General features: G+C 62.1%; 15 protein-coding genes and 1 pseudogene. 4 read left to right on the plus strand and 12 right to left on the minus strand.

Annotated features, from left to right (window positions below; genetic code table 11):
* Positions 1–128 precede the first annotated feature (128 nt).
* From FBY03_RS02170 to FBY03_RS02180, 3 genes and pseudogenes are all read right to left on the minus strand, one after another.
* A complete protein-coding gene (locus tag FBY03_RS02170; RefSeq protein ID WP_256677831.1) occupies positions 129–749 on the minus strand; it encodes an extensin family protein in 621 nt (206 codons plus the stop codon).
* Between the two features lie 80 nt (positions 750–829).
* A complete protein-coding gene (locus FBY03_RS02175; protein ID WP_147170543.1) occupies positions 830–1,660 on the minus strand; it encodes an oxaloacetate decarboxylase in 831 nt (276 codons plus the stop codon).
* Positions 1,661–1,749: 89 nt separating this feature from the next.
* Positions 1,750–1,929 (minus strand): annotated as a pseudogene (locus FBY03_RS02180) (SAM-dependent methyltransferase); the annotation flags it as partial.
* A gap of 171 nt (positions 1,930–2,100) precedes the next feature.
* Between FBY03_RS02180 and FBY03_RS02185 the strand changes: the two are divergent.
* On the plus strand, positions 2,101–2,487 hold the full coding sequence (locus FBY03_RS02185; protein ID WP_147170544.1) for a hypothetical protein: 387 nt from the start codon (positions 2,101–2,103) through the stop codon (positions 2,485–2,487).
* Between the two features lie 34 nt (positions 2,488–2,521).
* On the opposite strand, the gene FBY03_RS02190 is transcribed toward FBY03_RS02185, so the two are convergent.
* The 9 genes from FBY03_RS02190 to FBY03_RS02230 form a co-directional block, all read right to left on the minus strand.
* Positions 2,522–3,559 carry a GlxA family transcriptional regulator gene (locus tag FBY03_RS02190; RefSeq protein WP_147170545.1) on the minus strand — a complete coding sequence of 346 codons (1,038 nt, stop codon included), beginning with the start codon at positions 3,557–3,559 and terminating at the stop codon, positions 2,522–2,524.
* A gap of 135 nt (positions 3,560–3,694) precedes the next feature.
* The gene (locus tag FBY03_RS02195; protein ID WP_147170546.1) at positions 3,695–4,453 is read right to left on the minus strand and encodes an SDR family NAD(P)-dependent oxidoreductase; all 759 of its coding nucleotides are present in this window, start codon (positions 4,451–4,453) and stop codon (positions 3,695–3,697) included.
* Positions 4,454–4,622: 169 nt separating this feature from the next.
* Positions 4,623–5,390 (minus strand): SDR family NAD(P)-dependent oxidoreductase, encoded by a 768-nt coding sequence (locus FBY03_RS02200; RefSeq protein ID WP_147170547.1) that lies wholly within the window; start codon positions 5,388–5,390, stop codon positions 4,623–4,625.
* Positions 5,387–6,772, minus strand: a complete 1,386-nt coding sequence (locus FBY03_RS02205) for an MmgE/PrpD family protein (protein WP_147170548.1) — start codon at positions 6,770–6,772, stop codon at positions 5,387–5,389. The genes FBY03_RS02200 and FBY03_RS02205 overlap by 4 nt, the downstream gene beginning before the upstream one ends.
* Positions 6,773–6,858: 86 nt before the next feature.
* On the minus strand, positions 6,859–7,884 hold the full coding sequence (gene proX, locus FBY03_RS02210) for a glycine betaine/L-proline ABC transporter substrate-binding protein ProX (protein ID WP_147170549.1): 1,026 nt from the start codon (positions 7,882–7,884) through the stop codon (positions 6,859–6,861).
* A gap of 50 nt (positions 7,885–7,934) precedes the next feature.
* Positions 7,935–8,885, minus strand: a complete 951-nt coding sequence (proW, locus tag FBY03_RS02215; protein ID WP_147170550.1) for a glycine betaine/L-proline ABC transporter permease ProW — start codon at positions 8,883–8,885, stop codon at positions 7,935–7,937.
* A 57-nt stretch (positions 8,886–8,942) separates the two neighbouring features.
* Positions 8,943–10,118 carry a glycine betaine/L-proline ABC transporter ATP-binding protein ProV gene (proV, locus tag FBY03_RS02220; protein ID WP_147170551.1) on the minus strand — a complete coding sequence of 392 codons (1,176 nt, stop codon included), beginning with the start codon at positions 10,116–10,118 and terminating at the stop codon, positions 8,943–8,945.
* A gap of 384 nt (positions 10,119–10,502) precedes the next feature.
* On the minus strand, positions 10,503–11,333 hold the full coding sequence (locus FBY03_RS02225; RefSeq protein WP_147170552.1) for a pyrroline-5-carboxylate reductase: 831 nt from the start codon (positions 11,331–11,333) through the stop codon (positions 10,503–10,505).
* Positions 11,334–11,598: 265 nt separating this feature from the next.
* On the minus strand, positions 11,599–12,273 hold the full coding sequence (locus FBY03_RS02230; RefSeq protein WP_147170553.1) for a TetR/AcrR family transcriptional regulator: 675 nt from the start codon (positions 12,271–12,273) through the stop codon (positions 11,599–11,601).
* Positions 12,274–12,558: 285 nt separating this feature from the next.
* Between FBY03_RS02230 and FBY03_RS02235 the strand changes: the two genes are divergently transcribed.
* From FBY03_RS02235 to FBY03_RS02245, 3 genes are all read left to right on the plus strand, one after another.
* A complete protein-coding gene (locus FBY03_RS02235; protein WP_147170554.1) occupies positions 12,559–14,595 on the plus strand; it encodes an NADH:flavin oxidoreductase in 2,037 nt (678 codons plus the stop codon).
* 725 nt (positions 14,596–15,320) lie between these two features.
* Positions 15,321–16,370 (plus strand): GlxA family transcriptional regulator, encoded by a 1,050-nt coding sequence (locus tag FBY03_RS02240; RefSeq protein WP_218570748.1) that lies wholly within the window; start codon positions 15,321–15,323, stop codon positions 16,368–16,370.
* 80 nt (positions 16,371–16,450) lie between these two features.
* The gene (locus FBY03_RS02245; RefSeq protein WP_147170555.1) at positions 16,451–17,449 is read left to right on the plus strand and encodes an isopenicillin N synthase family oxygenase; all 999 of its coding nucleotides are present in this window, start codon (positions 16,451–16,453) and stop codon (positions 17,447–17,449) included.
* The last annotated feature ends 211 nt before the right edge of the window (positions 17,450–17,660 follow it).

The raw sequence follows: 17,660 nt of genomic DNA on the forward strand, positions 1-17,660 counted from the left end.
TCAATACAGGCCCTGGCGGCCTGTCGATAACGGTTAACGCGGCATTCTGCCAGAACCGAGGTGTTCCGGCCGCACCGAGTTCGCCCTGTTTGAGCTGATTACCGCGGGCGCGGCCGCGTAACAGCGCCCTAACGGCACATGCGGAACAGGCCCATATCGACATGCAAGTGGTCGCGATGGGCGGCGTTGTACTGCGGTCCGAGGGTGACATTGAAGCTGTCGCAAGCGCCGTTGTGCACCAGGCGCAAGAAACGCGCGGCGTCGCCTTCTCCCGGCCAGTCGCGCAGCACGCTGATGCGCCGACCGTCACGCAGACGAAACCCGGTGATATCCAGAGCATTGGCCGAGGCATGCTGGCTACGGCGCTGGCTACCCGCAATAGTGCGACAGGCAAAGCTGCCGACATGCTCGAGCTGCATCACCGGCTGGCCGAACACCTCCTGCGCCGCAGGCTGCAAGGCATGTTGCTCGAACAGGGCAAAAGCCGCCGCCAGCGGACAGGTCGTGATAAAGCTGCTGCTGAAACGCACCCCCGAGGCCTGCACTCGCAGGGTATTCTCCAGCGGACAGTCCGCCGCCGGGTTGCTATCGGCCAGCGCCGTGTAACGCAGCGGCGACGTAGCCAGGGCCTGCTGACAGAGCACAGGATCATCCTCCAGGCGCCAGAGCTTGAAGGGCGTCAACAGGTTCGGCGTGGCCCTGACATCCAGTGGCGCCCAGGGATTCCAGCGCGGGGCACATCGAGCCACTGCTGATAGACAGCCAGCGGCACGCCAAACAAACCCGACAATACAAGCAGCACTAGAACACGACGCAAACCCGAGTCCACTCAGGCTTTGAACAGATTGTTGATGCGCTCGAACGGCATGGCCTGTCCGGTCGCCACCAGGCTGCCGCGAGCGGCCAGTTCTTGCGCCGCCTGGAAGAAGGCGCCATAGGCGACGCGCGCCAAACCGGAGCCGAGACTGACGCGTTTTACCCCCAGTCCGGCCAGCTCATCCAGCGACAGCCGCAGGCTGGGCGAGCCCACCAATACGTTGACCGGGCGCGGCGCCACGGCCGTGACCAACGTCAGGATTTCCTCGCGGGTGGTCAGGCCCGGTGCATAGAGCACATCGGCGCCCGCCTCCGCGTAGGCCACCAGGCGTTTGACAGTGTCGTCCAGGTCCGGCCGGCCGTGCAGGTAGTTTTCCGCACGCGCCGCCAGGGTGAAGGCGAATGGCAGGCTGCGAGCCATCGCCACCGCAGCGCGAATGCGCTCGACCGCCAGCTCGAGTGGGTAGATGGGCGACCGCGCATCACCCGTAGCATCCTCAATGGAACCGCCAACCAAACCGATCTGCGCCGCTAGGGCGATGGTTTCGGCGCAGTGCTGAGGTTCATCGCCATAACCGTTCTCCAGATCGGCAGCCACCGGCAGCGGCGTCGCCTCAACGATAGCGCGGGCGTTAGCCAGGGCCTCCTCGCGACTGACCGCGCCTTCTGCATCGCAGCGCGCCAGGGAAAAGGCCAAGCCGGCACTGGTCGTAGCCAGTGCCTCGAACCCCAGGGTCGCGAGCATCTTCGCCGACCCGGCATCCCAGGGATTGGGCAGCACGAACAACCCTTCGCGCTGGTGCAAGGTGCGGAAAGCCTCGCCACGCTCCACCTGAGTAGGCATATCGATCACTCCTCTTTCGATTTCGACCTGTGCCCACCTTAGTCCAGATTCACTGCACCGCAACCACCTCAAAGCAGGCCAAGCGGCTCAGCCGCATCCTCGACAAAATCCACTTGCACCGGCCCCGGTGTATGCGCCCCCAGCTCGGCCAATTGCAAACCTGACTCGCCCAACTGCAAGGCAAACTCCGCCTCGCCGCTCTGCGGTAAATTCAAGCGTGCAGCCCTACCGGCGGCAGTCTCGGCCAGATGCGGGACCAAGACTCCCATGTGAGTTCTGGTGATGGGCTGTTGCTCACCCAGGGCATTCACGTTCAACACTATTCAACTCAGCCATGTCCAATACAGGCATCCCACTCAACTCGGACAGCAGGCGGCCGATAAGCAAAAAGAGCCGGCACCTTGCCAGACCCGGCGCCTTCCAGCCGCACAGAGTTGCTCATGCTTAATGGCGTTTCCGCTTCCAGCACCGCACTGACGGCCTACAGCAGCAACCCGAACCTCAGCGGCCCGGCCGATCTGCGTGCCTACCTGGATTTCCAGATCCTCTTGAGCCGGGTGTTGACCCAGGAGCCGCCGTCGACGGCGCCCGACAACGCAGCCGAGCCGCAGGCCAGTGAGACCGCAGCGCTCGCCAGCCCGGAAGCAGACCTCGATTTTCAGCAATTCATCGCGCAACGCCAGTTCGAGCTGAGCGTCAGCCTCAATCAGCGGCCTGAGAAGGTCGATCGCCTGACCCTGGTACTGCTCGCCGATGCAATCAGCGCCGGCAGCCGGGCACACTCGATAGAACCAGAGCTGACCCGCTACCCGCTCAGCCTGCTGTGAAGCGAGGCAACCAGCACCGCGGGTCGGCGTGCCCTCAACGCCGCGCTTGCGAAGTCGTGCGAAAGCGCCCCGGGGCAATGTCGAAAAACTCGCGAAAGCAGCGGCGGAAGTGCGAGATGCTGACAAAGCCGCTGGCCACGGCGATGTCGGCCAGCGACTTGTTGGTCTGTTGCAGCAGCTGACGGGCACGGGTCAGGCGCAGTTCCAGGTAGTAGCGCGAGGGCGTGGCATTGACGTGACGGCAGAACAGGCGCTCGAGCTGACGCCTGGAGATGCCGACACAGGTGGCGATTTCATCCACCACCAGTGGCTCATCGATATTGTTGTGCATCAGCTCCAATGCCACCTTCAGGGCTTGCGGCAGGGTCGGGTCATAGTCGACGGCCACCACCGACACATCCATGACCTCCTGCATCTTGTCGCAGCTCAGCACTTCTTCTATCGCGCACACCAGTTGCTCGCCACAGCTACGCCGCACCACCTCAAGCATCATACCCAGCGAGCTGTTGGCCCCGGCGCAGCTAATGCGTTCACGGTCCAGCACATGCGAGTGGCTGGACAACTTCACCTTGGGAAACAGTTCGGCCATCATCGCCCGACCATCCGGGTGGAAGGCACACTCGTAGCCATCCAGCAGCCCCGCTTCGGCGAGGAAGTAGGCGCCGTTCCACAGCCCACCCAACATGGCGCCAGCGGCCTCGGCCGATCTGAGCTTGCTCCTGATCAACGGGTCCGCCTGCAGGCGCACGCGAAAACCGCCGCACATGACCAGCATGTCCAGCCGCTTCTCGTCCAGATCGACGAGCCGACATCCAGCCGAGATGGCGATACCCAGATCGCTGACCACCACCGCGTCTGCGCCACCGACCACCAGCACCTCATAGAGCGGCGTCGGGCTCATCAAGTTGGCGGTGACCAGCGCATCCACCGCTCCGGTGAAGGCCATCATCGAAAAGTTATCCAACAACACGAAGGCAACCCGACGCTTCGGCATCGCCGGCCCGCTGCGCAGGTTTCGGTCGAGGTGCGCCATATTCTTATTTTTTAACAAGCTCTCGAAAGAGGATCTCATGTGGCAACTCACAGGCACGGAAGCGTCTACGCAGTAGTAAACCATAGGCGACCAGCCCGCAGCAGTCGGAGTCATAGACCAGCGCGCCGATGAGCAGATCGACGCCACATTTCGCTCCCCTATTCGCCAGATGGCTCAGAACGGCAAAGGCAACTTGGCGGTGCGTCCACCGTCGACCACCAGCACCTGGCCGGTGACGAAGGCCGCCTCGTCGGAGGCGAGAAACACCACCGCGCCACCGACGTCCTGCGGGGTGCCGGTGCGTCCGACCGGGTGCAGGGCCAGCAAGCCCTGACGCGCGCCCACTGGATCGGCCTGAGCATTGATGTAGGCATTGCTCAGGTCCGAGTCGATCCAGCCCGGAGCGATGGCATTGCAACGCACCCCGTCGCGGCCCAGGTCCACCGCCAGCGCCCGGGTCAGGCCGTGCACGCCGGCCTTGGAGGCGCAGTAGGCGGCATGCTGCGGGTTGGCGCCGAGGCCTTCGATCGAGCCGATGTTGATGATGCTGCCGCCGCCGCGCTGACGCATCTGCGCCAGCAGTTCACGGGCCAGAAACACCGGCGCGCGCAGGTTGACCACCATCATCCGGTCCCAGTCCTGCTCGCTCATGGCCTCGATCGGCTGCTCGAACATGAAGCCGGCGTTATTCACCAGCACGTCGATACCGCCGAGCAGTTCGGCCGCGGCCCGGGCGATCAAGCGCGGGGCGCCGGACTCGGCCAGATCGGCCTCGACGAAGAACACCTGCGGGTTATTCGCCAGCTCCGCGTCCAGCGCCTGGCGCTGGGCCACCAGCACCCGCGCGCCAGCGGCCAACAATTTTTCGGTAATGCCGCGACCGATGCCGCGACCGCCGCCGGTGACTAGGGCGTTTTTTCCAGTTAGTAGCATGTTCGTCTCCGTAAATAGGTCGTTGAAAAACGTAGCGAGCGATGACCAGACAAGGCGAAATCAGCCGAGAAAGCGCAATTTACGAGCTGTAAATGAGCATTTCGAGACGCCGCGTCCCGGGCTGATTTCAACGCTGCATGGCCGAGCGCAGTAGTTTTGCAATGACCTGTTAGCCTGAGACTGGCTTGGCGCCGGTCACTTCTAGCGCTTCCCCAGCGATATAGCGGGCCTCGTCGGAGGCCAGGAAGGCGATCACGTCGGCGATGTCCTCCGGCTCGGCGATACGCCCCAGGGGCACGCTCTTGTTCAGTTCCTCGACGGCCTTATCCGGGTCCAGGCCGCGGCGTTCGAAGCCGCTGCGGATCATCGGCGTATTGATCTCGTGCGGGCATACGGCATTGACCCTGATGCCCAGCGGCGCGCAGTCACGGCCGAGGTTCTTGCTCAGCGCCGCCACCGCGCCCTTGCTGGTGCAGTAGGCGACGTGGCCGGGGCCCGGGTAGACGCCCCACACCGAGGAGGTGTTGACGATGGCCGCGCCCTGGCGCCCCTTCATGTGCGGGATAGCCGCGCGGCAGATGTAGAACACTGCATTGAGGTTGACGCCCATGGCGTCGAACCACATCTCGTCGGTGGTCTCCTCGATGGTGCCGCGCGGGATGATGCCGGCGTTGTTGAGCACGATATCGAGGCCGCCGAAGCTTTCCACGGCGGCACCGACCACGGACTCGCAATAGCTCTTCTCACGCAGGTCGCCAGCCAGGTAGCTGACCTCGGCGCCGAGGGCGCGGGCCTGTTCGGCGATCTTTGCGCAACCGGCCTCGTCGCGATCGGAGAGCATCAGCCGCGCGCCCTCGCGGGCAAAAAGCAGGGCCAAGGCCTGGCCGACACCGCCGGCGGCGCCGGTGATCAGGGTGACTTTCTCGGCGAATTTCATAGGGCAACCTCCTTGAGCTGGGTTGAACCAGGCAGCGCCTGGTGGGATTCGGTGTGGAACAGCAGCTTGAATAGAGCTGAGCAGTCGGCGCTGGCGGGCAGCTCGGCGACGGCCTGCTCGATGGCCTGGCGTCGCTCGGCATCGAGGCTGACGCCGGCCAGCAGGTGAAACTTGGCGCTGAACTCCGCCGGACTCATGGCCGTGGCCGGGTCGCCCTTGGCTGCGGTGATCGGGCTGACGAAGCGCTGACCGTCCTTGAGCAGCAGCGAAACCCGCGAGAGGATTTCCTGCGGGAAGCGCGCCGACAGGTCGTCGGCCTCGACGATCTCGATGCGCCGGCTGACCGCAAGAATGTCGGGCGCATGCACCGAGTCTCCAGTCACTTCCAGCGGGCCGACCTGGCCGCGCACCACCAGCGCCGCCAGCGGGAAGGCCAGGGCGTACTGCGCCTCGTCGGCGTTGGCCGGAGTGTGGCCCTGCAGACGCATGGACTCGTGAAAGGTCTCGACGCTGATCTGCTCGATGGCCTCGCCGCAAATCTGCGGGTGTTCGGCCAGCAGCGCGGTCATCGCGGTCAGCGCTGGCTGCGCCCAGCGGCACACCGGCCAGGGCTTGAAGTACTGCGCGTCGATTTCCCAGCGCTGCCCGAGGTCATGCCACTGGGCGGCTACTGCCGTGGTTTCCACCGTCTCGGCCGGCGCGCCGGTGACCCCGGCCTGGGCCAGCAACAAGGCATTCAACCCGGCATAGGCGCCGGCGCCGTGGGCGTCGCGGAGCATCGAGGGATGATCGACCAGGCGCATCATCGGGCAGCGCGGGCCAAAGTACTCGGCGATGCCCAGGGCATGGCGAAAGGTCTGCTCGTCCAGGCCGAGCAGGCGGGTGCCAGCGCAGACCACGCCCAACCCGGAGAAGGAACCGGAAGCGTGGTATTCGGGCGCGGTGGCCATCAATGCGACGCCCGCGCGCAGCGCCGTTTCATAGCCGATACACAGCGCGCTGAGCAGCTCTTCGCCGCTGATGCTGCGGCCCTGCTCGCGGCAGGCATCGACCAGGGCCAGCACGGCCGGCACCACGGTGGCGCCGGCATGGCCCTTGGAGGTGAAGTGGCCTTCGTGGGCATCCAGGCTATCGACGCTGAAACCACCGGCCCAGCCGGCGCCCAGCGGGTGCACCGCACGACCGTCGAACAACAGGCGGCTACTCAGAACACCAGCCGGGTAATGACTGACCGCATAGCGTTTAAGCGCCTGGCTGGTTTGATTGTCGCGGGCGCCGGCGGCGACCCCGAGAATATCCAGCAAACAGGTCTGCAGCAGATCACGGGTGTGCTGCGGCGCCTGGCTGAACCTGAAATCACGGACGAACGAATAGAGCGACATGCGCTTACTCCACAGACGAGACGCGGATCGACAGAAAAAAGGCGCCCATGGGGCGCCGAAAAGGTTTGTCGCGTGAGCCGCCGGACTCAGTTAGCCGCGGCGCGGGAAGCGGCCAGCCAGCTATCGAACTGCTCGCGGTGCGCTGCGACCCACTCGGCGGCATGCCGACCGATGTCCTTGGCACTGTTCTCGCCTTGCTGCATCTTCAGGTTCTGCGCGCTCTCGTCATCAGCGGTGATCTGCACCTGGGAGAGGAACTTCAAGGCCGCCGGATTCTTCTCGGCAAAGTCCTTGTTCAGCACGGACTCGACCTTATCCACGGCGAAGCCGAGGTTCTTGCCGTTGAAGCTGGTGTTGACGTCGTTCTTGCCATCGGGCAGATCGGTGTAGGGCACCTCCAGCCAGACCACGTCCTTGCCCTCGACCAGCACACCGGCGATCCACTGCGGCACCCAGGTGTAGTAGAGGATCGGCTTGCCCTCCTTGTAGCGGGCGATGGTGTCGGCCATCAGGGCGAAGTAGGAGCCGCGATTGTGACTGACGGTCTTCTCCAGGTCATAGGCCTTGAGGTGGTGGTCGATGATCAGCTCGCAGCCCCAGCCCGGGTTGCAGCCGGTGAGATCGGCCTTGCCGTCGCCATCGCTGTCGAACAGCTTGGCGATCTCCGGCTTCTTCAGGTCAGTCAGGTACTTGATGTGGTACGCGTCGGCGGTCTTCTTGTCGATCAGGTAGCCCTGCAGCACGCCCGGGATCACGTCACCGGCCTTGACCAGGGTGTCGTCGCCGCCGGCCTTCTGGTAGAAGGTGTCGTGCAGCTTGTCCCACAGGTGCACGCTGAAATCCGCATCGCCGTAGGACAGTGCAAGCATCATGGTGGCGTATTCGGTTTCCTTGGGCTCCTGCACGTCGTAGCCCAGCTCGCGCAGACCGGCGACGGCAACCTCGCCGCGGAAACGCTCCTCGGCAATGCTCGGGAAGATCGGCGTCACCTTCACCCCCTCGCCAGGTTTCTCGGCCGAAGCGGCCTGGCCGCAGAGCGGCAACAGGCTCAGGGATGCAACTGCCGCGCAATGCAGCAGCTTCTGGGTGAATCCACGCTTGTGCAAAGTCATCGTCATCTACCTCTTGTGATTTTCTTCTCGGGTTAACGTACGGGCAGGTTTCAGGAACTGGCTTTGGCCGTTTGCGGGCGGCTGCCGAACAGGCGCAGCACCAGGCCGACGGGGCCACTGTGGTACCAGCGCCGGCTCGGGTCGGCATTGCTGCGCTCACCCATGGCCTGGGTCAGGCGGTCGAGGAAGATCGCCAGCAGCACCAGACCGACGCCGCCGACCGTGGCCAGGCCCATGTCCAGGCGGCCGATGCCGCGCAGGACCATCTGCCCGAGGCCACCGACCGAGATCATCGAGGCGATCACCACCATCGATAGCGACAGCATCAGGGTCTGGTTGATACCGGCCATGATGGTCGGCGCGGCCAGCGGCAACTGTACGCGCATCAGCATCTGCCGCGCGGTGCAGCCGAACGCCCGGGCTGCCTCGATTTTGTCTTCCGGTACCTGGCGGATACCAAGGTTGGTCAGGCGCACCAGCGGCGGTACGGCGAAGACGATGGTCACCAGCACGCCGGGGACGTTGCCGATGCCGAACAGCATCACCACCGGCACCAGGTAGACGAACGCCGGCAGGGTCTGCATGGCATCCAGGATCGGCCGCACGACTCTTTCCACATGATCGCTACGGGACGAGAGAATGCCCAGCGGCACGCCGATCACCGTGCAGAAGAACACCGAGGTCAGCACCAGCGCCAGGGTGGTCATGGCCTCCGACCAGACGCCGACCAGGCCCAACAGGGTCAGGGTCACGGCACAGAACCAGCCCAGGCGCGCGCCGGCCACCTGCCAGCCGAGCAACGAGGACAGGAGAATGCCGATCGATGGCGGGATGCTCTGCAGGATGTATTCGAAGCTGTTGAGCACCTGGTCGATCGGCCAGCGGATGGCGCGGAAGAAATCACGGAAATTGTGCACCAGGAAATTCAAGGCACCTTCCACCCAGTCGCCCAGGGGAATGGTCAAAGTCTGGAAGGGGTCGAGGAAACTGAACTCTGTCATGGGAATACCTGCTCTTCGATTCTGCTGGAGGAAATGCTGTCAGGAGTGGTCAGTCGCTCAATGGCGGCTCAGCGTCTGCAGCAGCAGATTCTTGGAAATGGTGCCTTTGAAGGCACCGCCGTGGTCCAGCACCGGCACCGGGTAAGGCACCGAGGCCACCAGGTCGAGCACGTCATGCAGCGGTGTATCGACGTAGATCGGTTGATGGTGATCCAGACGCAGCTGCTCGAGGCGCTGCAAACCGGCGGCGCTGTCGTCGAACGCGTCGGGCTCGACCACGCCGAGCAGGCGATTGCCCTCGTCGACCAGGTAGCCGAACGGCACGCCGGCCTGGAAGCCCGGCACACTGCCGTTGACCCGGCACACGGCGGCAGGATCGACCTGAGCTACATCACCGGCGTTGAGCACCCGCGAGCTGTCGAAGCCGTGGAAGAAGTTCTCCACGTACTCGTTGGCCGGATTGCACAGCAGTTCCTGCGGGGTGCCGATCTGCACCACCCGCCCGCCTTCCATGATCGCGATGCGGTGACCGATGCGGACCGCCTCTTCGATGTCGTGGGAGATGAAGATGATGGTGCGCTGCTGCTCCGCCTGCAGGCGGATCAGCTCGCCCTGCATCTCGCTGCGGATCAGCGGATCCAGCGCGGAGAAGGCCTCGTCCATCAGCAGGATGGTCGGGTCGTTGGTCAGCGCCCGGGCCAGGCCGACGCGCTGCTGCATGCCGCCGGACAGCTGATGCGGATAACTGTTTTCGTGGCCAGCCAGACCGACCTGGCTCAAGGCCTCCAGCGCCCGGGTGCGGCGCTCCTGCTCGCTGACCCCGGAAATCTCCAGGCCGAAGGCGGCGTTGCCCAGCACACTCATGTGCGGCATCAGGGCGAAGGACTGGAACACCATGCCCATTTCCTTGCGCCGTACCTGGAGCAGTTCCTTGTCGGACAGCCCGGTGATTTCCCGGCCATTGAGGTGGATGCTGCCGGAGGTGGGTTCGATCAGCCGGTTGAACAGGCGCACCATGGTCGACTTGCCTGAACCGGACAGGCCCATGATGACGAAGATTTCGCCACGCTTGACCGAGAAGCTGGCGTCGAACACGCCAACCACCTGACCGGTTTTCTGGAATATCTCGTTCTTGTCGGCGCCGTTGCGCAACATATCCATGGCAACTTCCGGCTGCGGCCCGAAGACTTTGAATATGTTCTTGACCGAAAGTATCTCGTCAACTTGGGTCATTGCGCCCTCTTCTTGTAGGTATATGAGCCGTCATCTTGGCGACGCCGCGAGGCGCTTTATCCGGGCCGAGCAAATCCCGCCAGCGCTTAACTTGCAACAAGTTGCCGCCGGCCATTAATTGCCTGGATCACCGCGAATATGCCCGTTGGCGACTGCCTGCACAGCGTTCGCCGGGTGGGTTCAAGTTAGAGTTTGGGGGGCTGAGCGTCCAACTACATTTGTTCGGCCAAAACAATAACCTGATGTTATTGATTGAGCGCAGGGGCACTGGCGATATGGAGGACTAGCCGTGGCGAGCAAGGCTTATCGTGGGGCACGGCAGGCGCTAAGGAGTTGGCTAGCAAACGCCCTGCTCAGCGCTCAGCCGACAGGTTGAGCAAGCGGCTAGCCGACGAAATTAACCCTGGGCTGCGGATAACTGGCCTTCATACGCTGCGCAGCGGCCTCTGCCGCATCCAAACCGGCATTCACAGCGTCCTTGAATCCCGCATCGATCATTGCCTGCAAACCGGCCGCCGTGGTGCCTCGATAGTCGAGCATGGCCTGCACCATCTCGGCCGGCGGCATGCCATCGTGACCGAGCAACTGGCTCGCCCCCACCACCACGCCACGCACCGCGCGCTCGGCGACCTGGCGCGGCAGCCCCTTGGCCAGGGCATGAGCGAGCAGCGCCTCGGCTAGCAGCGCCGGATAGGCCGCTCCGGAGCCGACCAGCCCGGTCAGGTAGTCGAGATCCGCTTCGCTCGTCACCTCATCGGTGCTGCCGCAGGCCTCGAACATGGCTCGGGTGAAGGCCTTGTCGGCGGCCGTCACCTGCTCCGTGGCAAACCAGGGCGTATAGCACTGGCCGATCTGCGCCGCCGCATTGGGCATGGCGCGAATGATCCGCCGACTGCCGGTACGGGCGACCAGGGTCTCGAGCGACACGCCGGCCATAAAGGAGATCACCAGCTTGCCGGCGGCCTCGATGGCGACATCGACGAACTGCTCGGGGCGCACCGACAGCACTATGACCTCGGCTCGTTGCGCCAGCTGGCGATTGTCCTGAGTCAGCTGCACGGCGGGCCAGGCGTCGAACCCCTCCACGCGCCCGGAGCGACTGGAGAGGATCAAGGAGGCCGGCTGCAGCACGCCGCGCTCCAGCATGGCGGCGCCGATGGCACGGCCCAGCCAGCCACCACCGCCGATGATGCCGACCGTCAGTTCACTTGGCATACAAGTACCCTCCCAGGGTCACGACAACGTTTAAATGCCTGTTAATCGCGGTCGTACCCCTGTATCGCGATCCCTGGGTGGGTTAGGCGCACGCTAGCGATAGCAATAAGCCTGCAAGATCCGTTGCGCCGTAACCCACCATCGGCGCGACGCAGGCCTATCGCCTGGTGGGTTACCCGGCGCGCCGATGCCGCAGTTGATTTCAACTACCCGGCCTGCACCGCTAACCCACCCAGTGATCTGACCTTGCATGATTGACACGACACTAGACTGAATGATTCGCCGCCTGCGCAACCAGCGTCGGCTCTGGCACCGCGTAGCCGTGGCGGGCATAGAAACGCTGGAGTTCACGGGGCTCCGGCGCCTGCCCGGTAAAGATGGTCACGTACTCGGGGATGCGCTGCATACGCGTCGGCAGATCCTCGCGGGTGTTCATGCTGATATAGCCGATCTGGGTCAGGTACATCGATCTGGCCCGCACATCGGCCGCCATGCCCGCGTAGCCGAAGCGGCTGAACATAGCCGCCAGTGCCGCCAACCGCGCCGTGTCGGCGCGCTCGATTTGCGCCGCCACTCGGGGCTCCTGCAGCGCCCAACTGCGCAAGGCGAACTCGAACTGCGAGTCGAACAGCGCGGGGTTCAGCCAGCAGTCGAACACGTTGAGAATGGCCTCGGCGATGCCTTCCGCGTAGGCCTCGCTCTGGCGGATCAGATTGCCGCTGTTCTTGTCGCGCCAGCGCTCGATCAGCGCTGCCAGCAGCTCTTCGCGATCGGTGAAGAACCAGTAGAAGCTGGTTCTCGACAGGTTCAGCTTCTTCGCCAGCGGCAGGATCCGTACGGACTCGACGCCCGACTCGATCAGGCTGTCGTACGCCGCCTGCAGCCAGACCTCGGCCGATCCACGCCAGCCGCTATCACTCGATTTCTTGGACTCGTTCATGGGTCGATGGTAGCCAGCGAGCTGGCCTCGCACAATCCGAATGTCCGCAAGCGTCGATAAAAATGACAGGGCTGTACATTTCCTCAAGTTCACGCTCGTCCCGGGCAACCTGGCAGCGCCTGGCAAGGCCCAGTGCGCGTGAGGGGGTACCTGCTTGCGACAGAAACCCAGCAATAGCGACAGGCGCAGCGGAGGATCAATGTACAGCCAGGTATATCCACTAGACACAAGTGTACATTTTAGGTAAATACAGACTCACGTCCCCGTCCACGTGGAGCCCTGACCATGTCGAATGACCCGTTGCTGCAGCCCTACCAGCTCAAGCACCTGCGCCTGCGCAACCGCATCATCACCACCTCGCATGAGCCGGCCTATCCCGAGGACGGCATGCCCAAGGCGCTGTATCGCGCCTACCACGTCGAGCGTGCCAAGGCCGGCGTGGCCCTGACCATGACCGCCGGCTCGGCCGCGGTGTCGCGGGACAGCCCACCGGTGTTCAACAACATCCTCGCCTACAAGGATGAGGTGGTCGGCTGGATGAAGGACCTCACCGACGAGTGCCACGAGCACGGTGCGGCGGTGATGATCCAGCTGACCCACCTGGGCCGGCGCACCCGTTGGGACAAGGGCGACTGGCTGCCGGTGGTGTCGCCTTCGCACAACCGCGAGGCGGCGCACCGCGCCTTCCCCAAGCAACTGGAAGACTGGGACATCGAGCGCATCATCAAGGACTACGCCGATGCAGCCGAGCGCATGCAGGCCGCCGGCCTGGACGGCATCGAGCTGCAGGCCTACGGCCACTTGATGGACCAGTTCTGGTCGCCGCTGACCAACGAACTGGATGCACCCTATGGTGGCTCGCTGGACAACCGCTTGCGCTTCACCTTCGAGGTGCTCAGCGCCATTCGCCAGCGCGTCGGCAACCAGTTCATCGTCGGCGTGCGCTACACCGCGGACGAAATGCTCAACGGTGGCCTGAACGCCGATGAAGGTATGGACATCTCGCGCCGGCTCAAGGCCAGCGGCATGGTCGACTTCCTCAACGTGATTCGCGGCCACATCGACACCGACGCCGGCCTGACCGACGTGATTCCGATCCAGGGCATGGCCAGTTCGCCGCACCTCGACTTTGCCGGGCAGATCCGCGCCGCCACCGATTTCCCAACCTTCCACGCCGCGAAAATTTCCGATGTCGCCACCGCCCGCCACGCCATCGCCTCGGGCAAGGTCGACATGATCGGCATGACCCGCGCGCACATGACTGACCCGCACCTGGTGCGCAAACTGATCGAAGGTCGCGAGCAGGACATCCGTCCCTGCGTCGGCGCCAACTACTGCCTCGACCGCATCTACCAGGGCGGCGCGGCCTACTGCATCCACAACGCCGCCACCGGCCGCGAAACGACCATGCCCCATGAAATCCCCAAGGCCGCCACGCGGCGCAAGGTGGTGATCATCGGCGCCGGCCCGGCGGGCCTGGAAGCGGCCCGGGTCGCCGGCGAACGCGGTCACCAGGTGCTGGTGTTCGAGGCGGCCAACCACGCCGGTGGTCAGGTGCGCCTGACCGCACGCAGCCCACGCCGGCGCGAGATGCTCGGCATCATCGACTGGCGCATGGAGCAATGCACGGCGCTGGGCGTCGAGTTCCGTTTCAACACCTGGGCCGACGCCGAGACCGTTCGCGCCGAGCTGGCGGACGTGGTCATAGTCGCCACCGGCGGCTTCCCCCACACCGAGATCCTCAGCGCCGGCAACGAGCTGGTGGTGTCGGCCTGGGACATCATCTCCGGCGACGTCAAACCCGGCACGAATGTGCTGCTGTTCGACGATGCCGGCGACCACACGGCGTTGCAGGCGGCCGAGTTCATCGCCCAGAGCGGCGCCAAGCTGGAAATCATGACCCCGGACCGCTCCTTTGCCCCGGAAGTCATGGCCATGAACCTGGTGCCCTACATGCGCTCGCTGCAGAAACTCGACACCACCTTCACCGTCACCTACCGCCTGGATTCGGTGGCCCGCGAAGGCCAGACCCTGGTGGCCCAGATCGACAGCGATTATGGCGGAGTGCGCAAGCAGCGCCACATCGATCAGGTGGTGGTCAACAACGGCACCCGGCCAATGGACGAGCTGTATCTGGAACTCAAACCCTTCTCGCGCAACCTCGGCGCGGTCGACCACGGCGAGCTGATCATCGGCCAGCCGCAGACCCGCAACGATAACCCGGAGGGCGAGTTCCAGCTGTTCCGCATCGGCGATGCAGTGGCCGCGCGCAATACCCATGCGGCCGTCTACGACGCCTTGCGCCTGGTCAAGGACCTCTGAGCACGTTGCTCAACTCACCAAGCCCCTGAAGCAGGTCGGGGGCTTCTTCACGTTCATCAGCGAGCAAGCCATCCGGCGCGGTTCGATCACCAACATCAGGCAACCGGTACAGCGAATTGATCACGGCGCCGTCTCGGACAATCAGAACCGAACACCTGTCGAGTTGAGCCGCCCCCGCTCGGCCCAACCCAGGAAGAGCTGCACCAAATTCGCGCACAAATTATCGACTGCACACTCATGCACCGTCTTTAACAAATTTATATCGGTCGCTTCCTCCGCCCAATATACGGCTTTGGCGCTGCCATTGCGCTGCTCAGTGTAGGCAGCGATCAATTGCTGACGATCGGACACACTTCTAAGGACGCTGCCGAGTATCTGACCTGCGGTCAAGCCGCGGAATCAAACTGCAGTAGTGGATACAGTCATTCATCCAGCCTTTCGCGGCCGGACTCCGAGGCTGACAATGCTCAAGCCCTTTATAGGCATCGAACTCTCGCGAATATAAAGGCAGATGGGCGCCAGAAGTCATCGACACGACTCTACTCATTCCCCACGCCTGGTCTATATCGTGCGCCGCACGCAAGTTTCATAACAATCATCCCGAAGGACTAGGGCTGGTTGCGGCCTATCGACGACAGGCCTATAAGTAATGATTGGCCTGGCAGACTAATTGCTTGTTAATTAATCTTTGACAAGCCTTTGCTTGTCGTCGAACCGAAGAGCCGGTGCCACACAAAGATATCAAGACTCAGGCATCTTCCTTAAATATTTGTTCAGAGACGGTCGATATCATGCACATACCGCAGTGTCAATATGAAATCAGGCGCGTTGGGTTCGTTCTGATCCCTGGTTTCGCCTTGACGTCTTTTTCATTGGCGGTGGAGGCGCTCAGCGTATCCAATCTCCTCCGGGGCACAACGGTATATGACTACCACCTATACAGTGGCGATGTCGACCCTGCAGTGACTGAGGTACTAACCTCCAACGGTGTTCCGATAAAAATCTCCGAAGACATTGGCAGTATCGAGGCGTGCAACCTGTTATTTATATGCGCATACAAGAAGGCGGCGACATATAACAACCTAGCGCTTTTCGCAAAGTTGCGTGCACTGAAAAAAACCGGCTGCAGATTGGCATCACTCTCAAGTGGCAGTTTTATTCTGGCCAAGGCCGGAGTTTTACGAGGTAATTCTTGCACCCTGTTCAGCGAACAGATGCCATCATTCAAGGAACTATACCCATCGGTGGCCGTAGAGGAGAGTATCTATACGGTTGGAGATGGTATTTTTACCTGCCAAGGCGGTACTACTGCATTGGATATGCTGCTTTATATCATTAGCCAGGATCACGGTGCCGACTTTGCATCCAGCGTTTCCCAGCAGTTCTGCCAGGACAGGATCAGAAGCCGGGATGAGATACAGAATGCCCGTCGTTATCTTGAGTTGAGAATGAAGGCGCCCTGTTTAGGTGCAGCCATCGAGATGATGGAGGCCAACATCGAAACCCCCTATGCCATCGAGGACCTGGCAGGAAAGGTCGGCACGACGGTGCGGACGCTGGAGCATGCCTTCCGGACCCACGAAAATACCACGCCGGTGAATTACTACCTGCACCTCCGACTGAGACGCGCCAGGGCCATGATCGAGGATACCTCCCTCCCCATCGCTACCATCGCTCAGGCTACGGGGTTCGCCTCGCAAAGCTACTTCACCAAGCGCTTTCGCGAGGCCTATGGCATTTCCCCGAGCCGCTTGCGCAGCGCCAAAATATTATAAATTTCTTCGGCTTTGTTATATCTCGGAAACTCCGTCGGGTAGATGCTATCGGTCAACTTCACTCAACTGCAAATGAGGTAATGACCGTGGTACAAATGATCGAAAGTTGCCTGACCAGCAAGTCGACCTCGTTCAACGAGATCCCTATAGTCGATATCGGTCCGCTGCTGGATGGTAGCGATGCAAACTCGGTGGCTCGTCAAATAGGCCACATTTGCGAGAACATAGGCTTTCTATATATCAAGAATCACGGTGTGCCGGCCTCTTTGGTGCAAGACGTGTATCGGCTGGCGCAGGATTTTTTCGCTCAGCCGTTTGAGGTCAAGAATCGCCTCAATATCGTCAACTCAGGTCAGACATTGCGTGGCTATATCCCCATGTATGGAGAGAATGTCGACCCTACCAACACCAAGGATTTTAAGGAGTGCTTCGATTTTGGTCGGCCTGAAGAGGCGGTTTCTCCGTTTTTCGGACCAAACCTGATGCCCGAGGCTCATCAAGAGTTCAAACGTGTCATGGACACCTACCATGCCACCATGCTGAAGCTTGCGCGCAAATTAATCAGCGCAATTGCCTTGAGCCTGGACTTGCCGGCGGATTATTTCGAAAAGCTGCAGAAGAAGCCAATTACGATTCAGCGCCTGTTGCACTACCCGCCGCAGTTCGGCGATATCACCCTGAAGGAAATTGGTATTGGCGCACATACTGATTACGGCTTCCTGACCATTCTCTCGCAGGATGCAAATGGAGGACTTCAGGTCCAGAATAGAAACGGTGAGTGGGTCAGCGCACCGCCCGTGGCGGATACCTTCATTGTCAATATTGGTGATCTGGTCCAGACCTTTACCAATGATCGTTACATCTCCACCATGCATCGTGTCATCAATACCAGCGGCGTGGACCGTTACTCGGTGCCGTTCTTTATTGACCTAGATTTCGATGCGGTTGTCGATGTCGTTCCCACCTGCTCCAGCGCAGAGAATCCGAGTAAGTACCCGCCCTATACCAGTGGCCAGCACAAGTACAAACGTTTCGTCGATAGCTATGCCCACTTGCAAGATGTTGTCATAGGAGGGTAATTCAACCAAAGAGCAACTAAGACGTCGGAGTGATTTATTTTTAGTTACTCCGACCATTAACGATTAATCGAAACCCAGCGATCGTACTGCAGAAAAGTTAGCCGAATAAAAAAGGCTCTTCGCATTGTCGCGGGGAAGAGAGGATTGACAGTCAGGGATGCAGGTAAATTGGCAGTCGCCAAACACACCAGCCCCTGCACCCTGCTGTCAC

Source organism: Pseudomonas sp. SJZ079, assembly GCF_007993865.1.
Taxonomy (GTDB): domain Bacteria; phylum Pseudomonadota; class Gammaproteobacteria; order Pseudomonadales; family Pseudomonadaceae; genus Aquipseudomonas.

Excerpts from the sequence above, each read along its gene's own strand:
- FBY03_RS02190 (WP_147170545.1), bottom strand. The coding sequence starts at position 3,559 with ATGAGATCCTCTTTCGAGAGCTTGTTAAAAAATAAGAATATGGCGCAC.
- proW (WP_147170550.1), bottom strand. The coding sequence starts at position 8,885 with ATGACAGAGTTCAGTTTCCTCGACCCCTTCCAGACTTTGACCATTCCC.
- FBY03_RS02230 (WP_147170553.1), bottom strand. The coding sequence starts at position 12,273 with ATGAACGAGTCCAAGAAATCGAGTGATAGCGGCTGGCGTGGATCGGCC.
- proX (WP_147170549.1), bottom strand. The coding sequence starts at position 7,884 with ATGACTTTGCACAAGCGTGGATTCACCCAGAAGCTGCTGCATTGCGCG.
- FBY03_RS02235 (WP_147170554.1), top strand. The coding sequence starts at position 12,559 with ATGTCGAATGACCCGTTGCTGCAGCCCTACCAGCTCAAGCACCTGCGC.
- FBY03_RS02225 (WP_147170552.1), bottom strand. The coding sequence starts at position 11,333 with ATGCCAAGTGAACTGACGGTCGGCATCATCGGCGGTGGTGGCTGGCTG.
- FBY03_RS02200 (WP_147170547.1), bottom strand. The coding sequence starts at position 5,390 with ATGAAATTCGCCGAGAAAGTCACCCTGATCACCGGCGCCGCCGGCGGT.
- proV (WP_147170551.1), bottom strand. The coding sequence starts at position 10,118 with ATGACCCAAGTTGACGAGATACTTTCGGTCAAGAACATATTCAAAGTC.
- FBY03_RS02205 (WP_147170548.1), bottom strand. The coding sequence starts at position 6,772 with ATGTCGCTCTATTCGTTCGTCCGTGATTTCAGGTTCAGCCAGGCGCCG.
- FBY03_RS02175 (WP_147170543.1), bottom strand. The coding sequence starts at position 1,660 with ATGCCTACTCAGGTGGAGCGTGGCGAGGCTTTCCGCACCTTGCACCAG.
- FBY03_RS02195 (WP_147170546.1), bottom strand. The coding sequence starts at position 4,453 with ATGCTACTAACTGGAAAAAACGCCCTAGTCACCGGCGGCGGTCGCGGC.
- FBY03_RS02185 (WP_147170544.1), top strand. The coding sequence starts at position 2,101 with ATGCTTAATGGCGTTTCCGCTTCCAGCACCGCACTGACGGCCTACAGC.
- FBY03_RS02245 (WP_147170555.1), top strand. The coding sequence starts at position 16,451 with ATGACCGTGGTACAAATGATCGAAAGTTGCCTGACCAGCAAGTCGACC.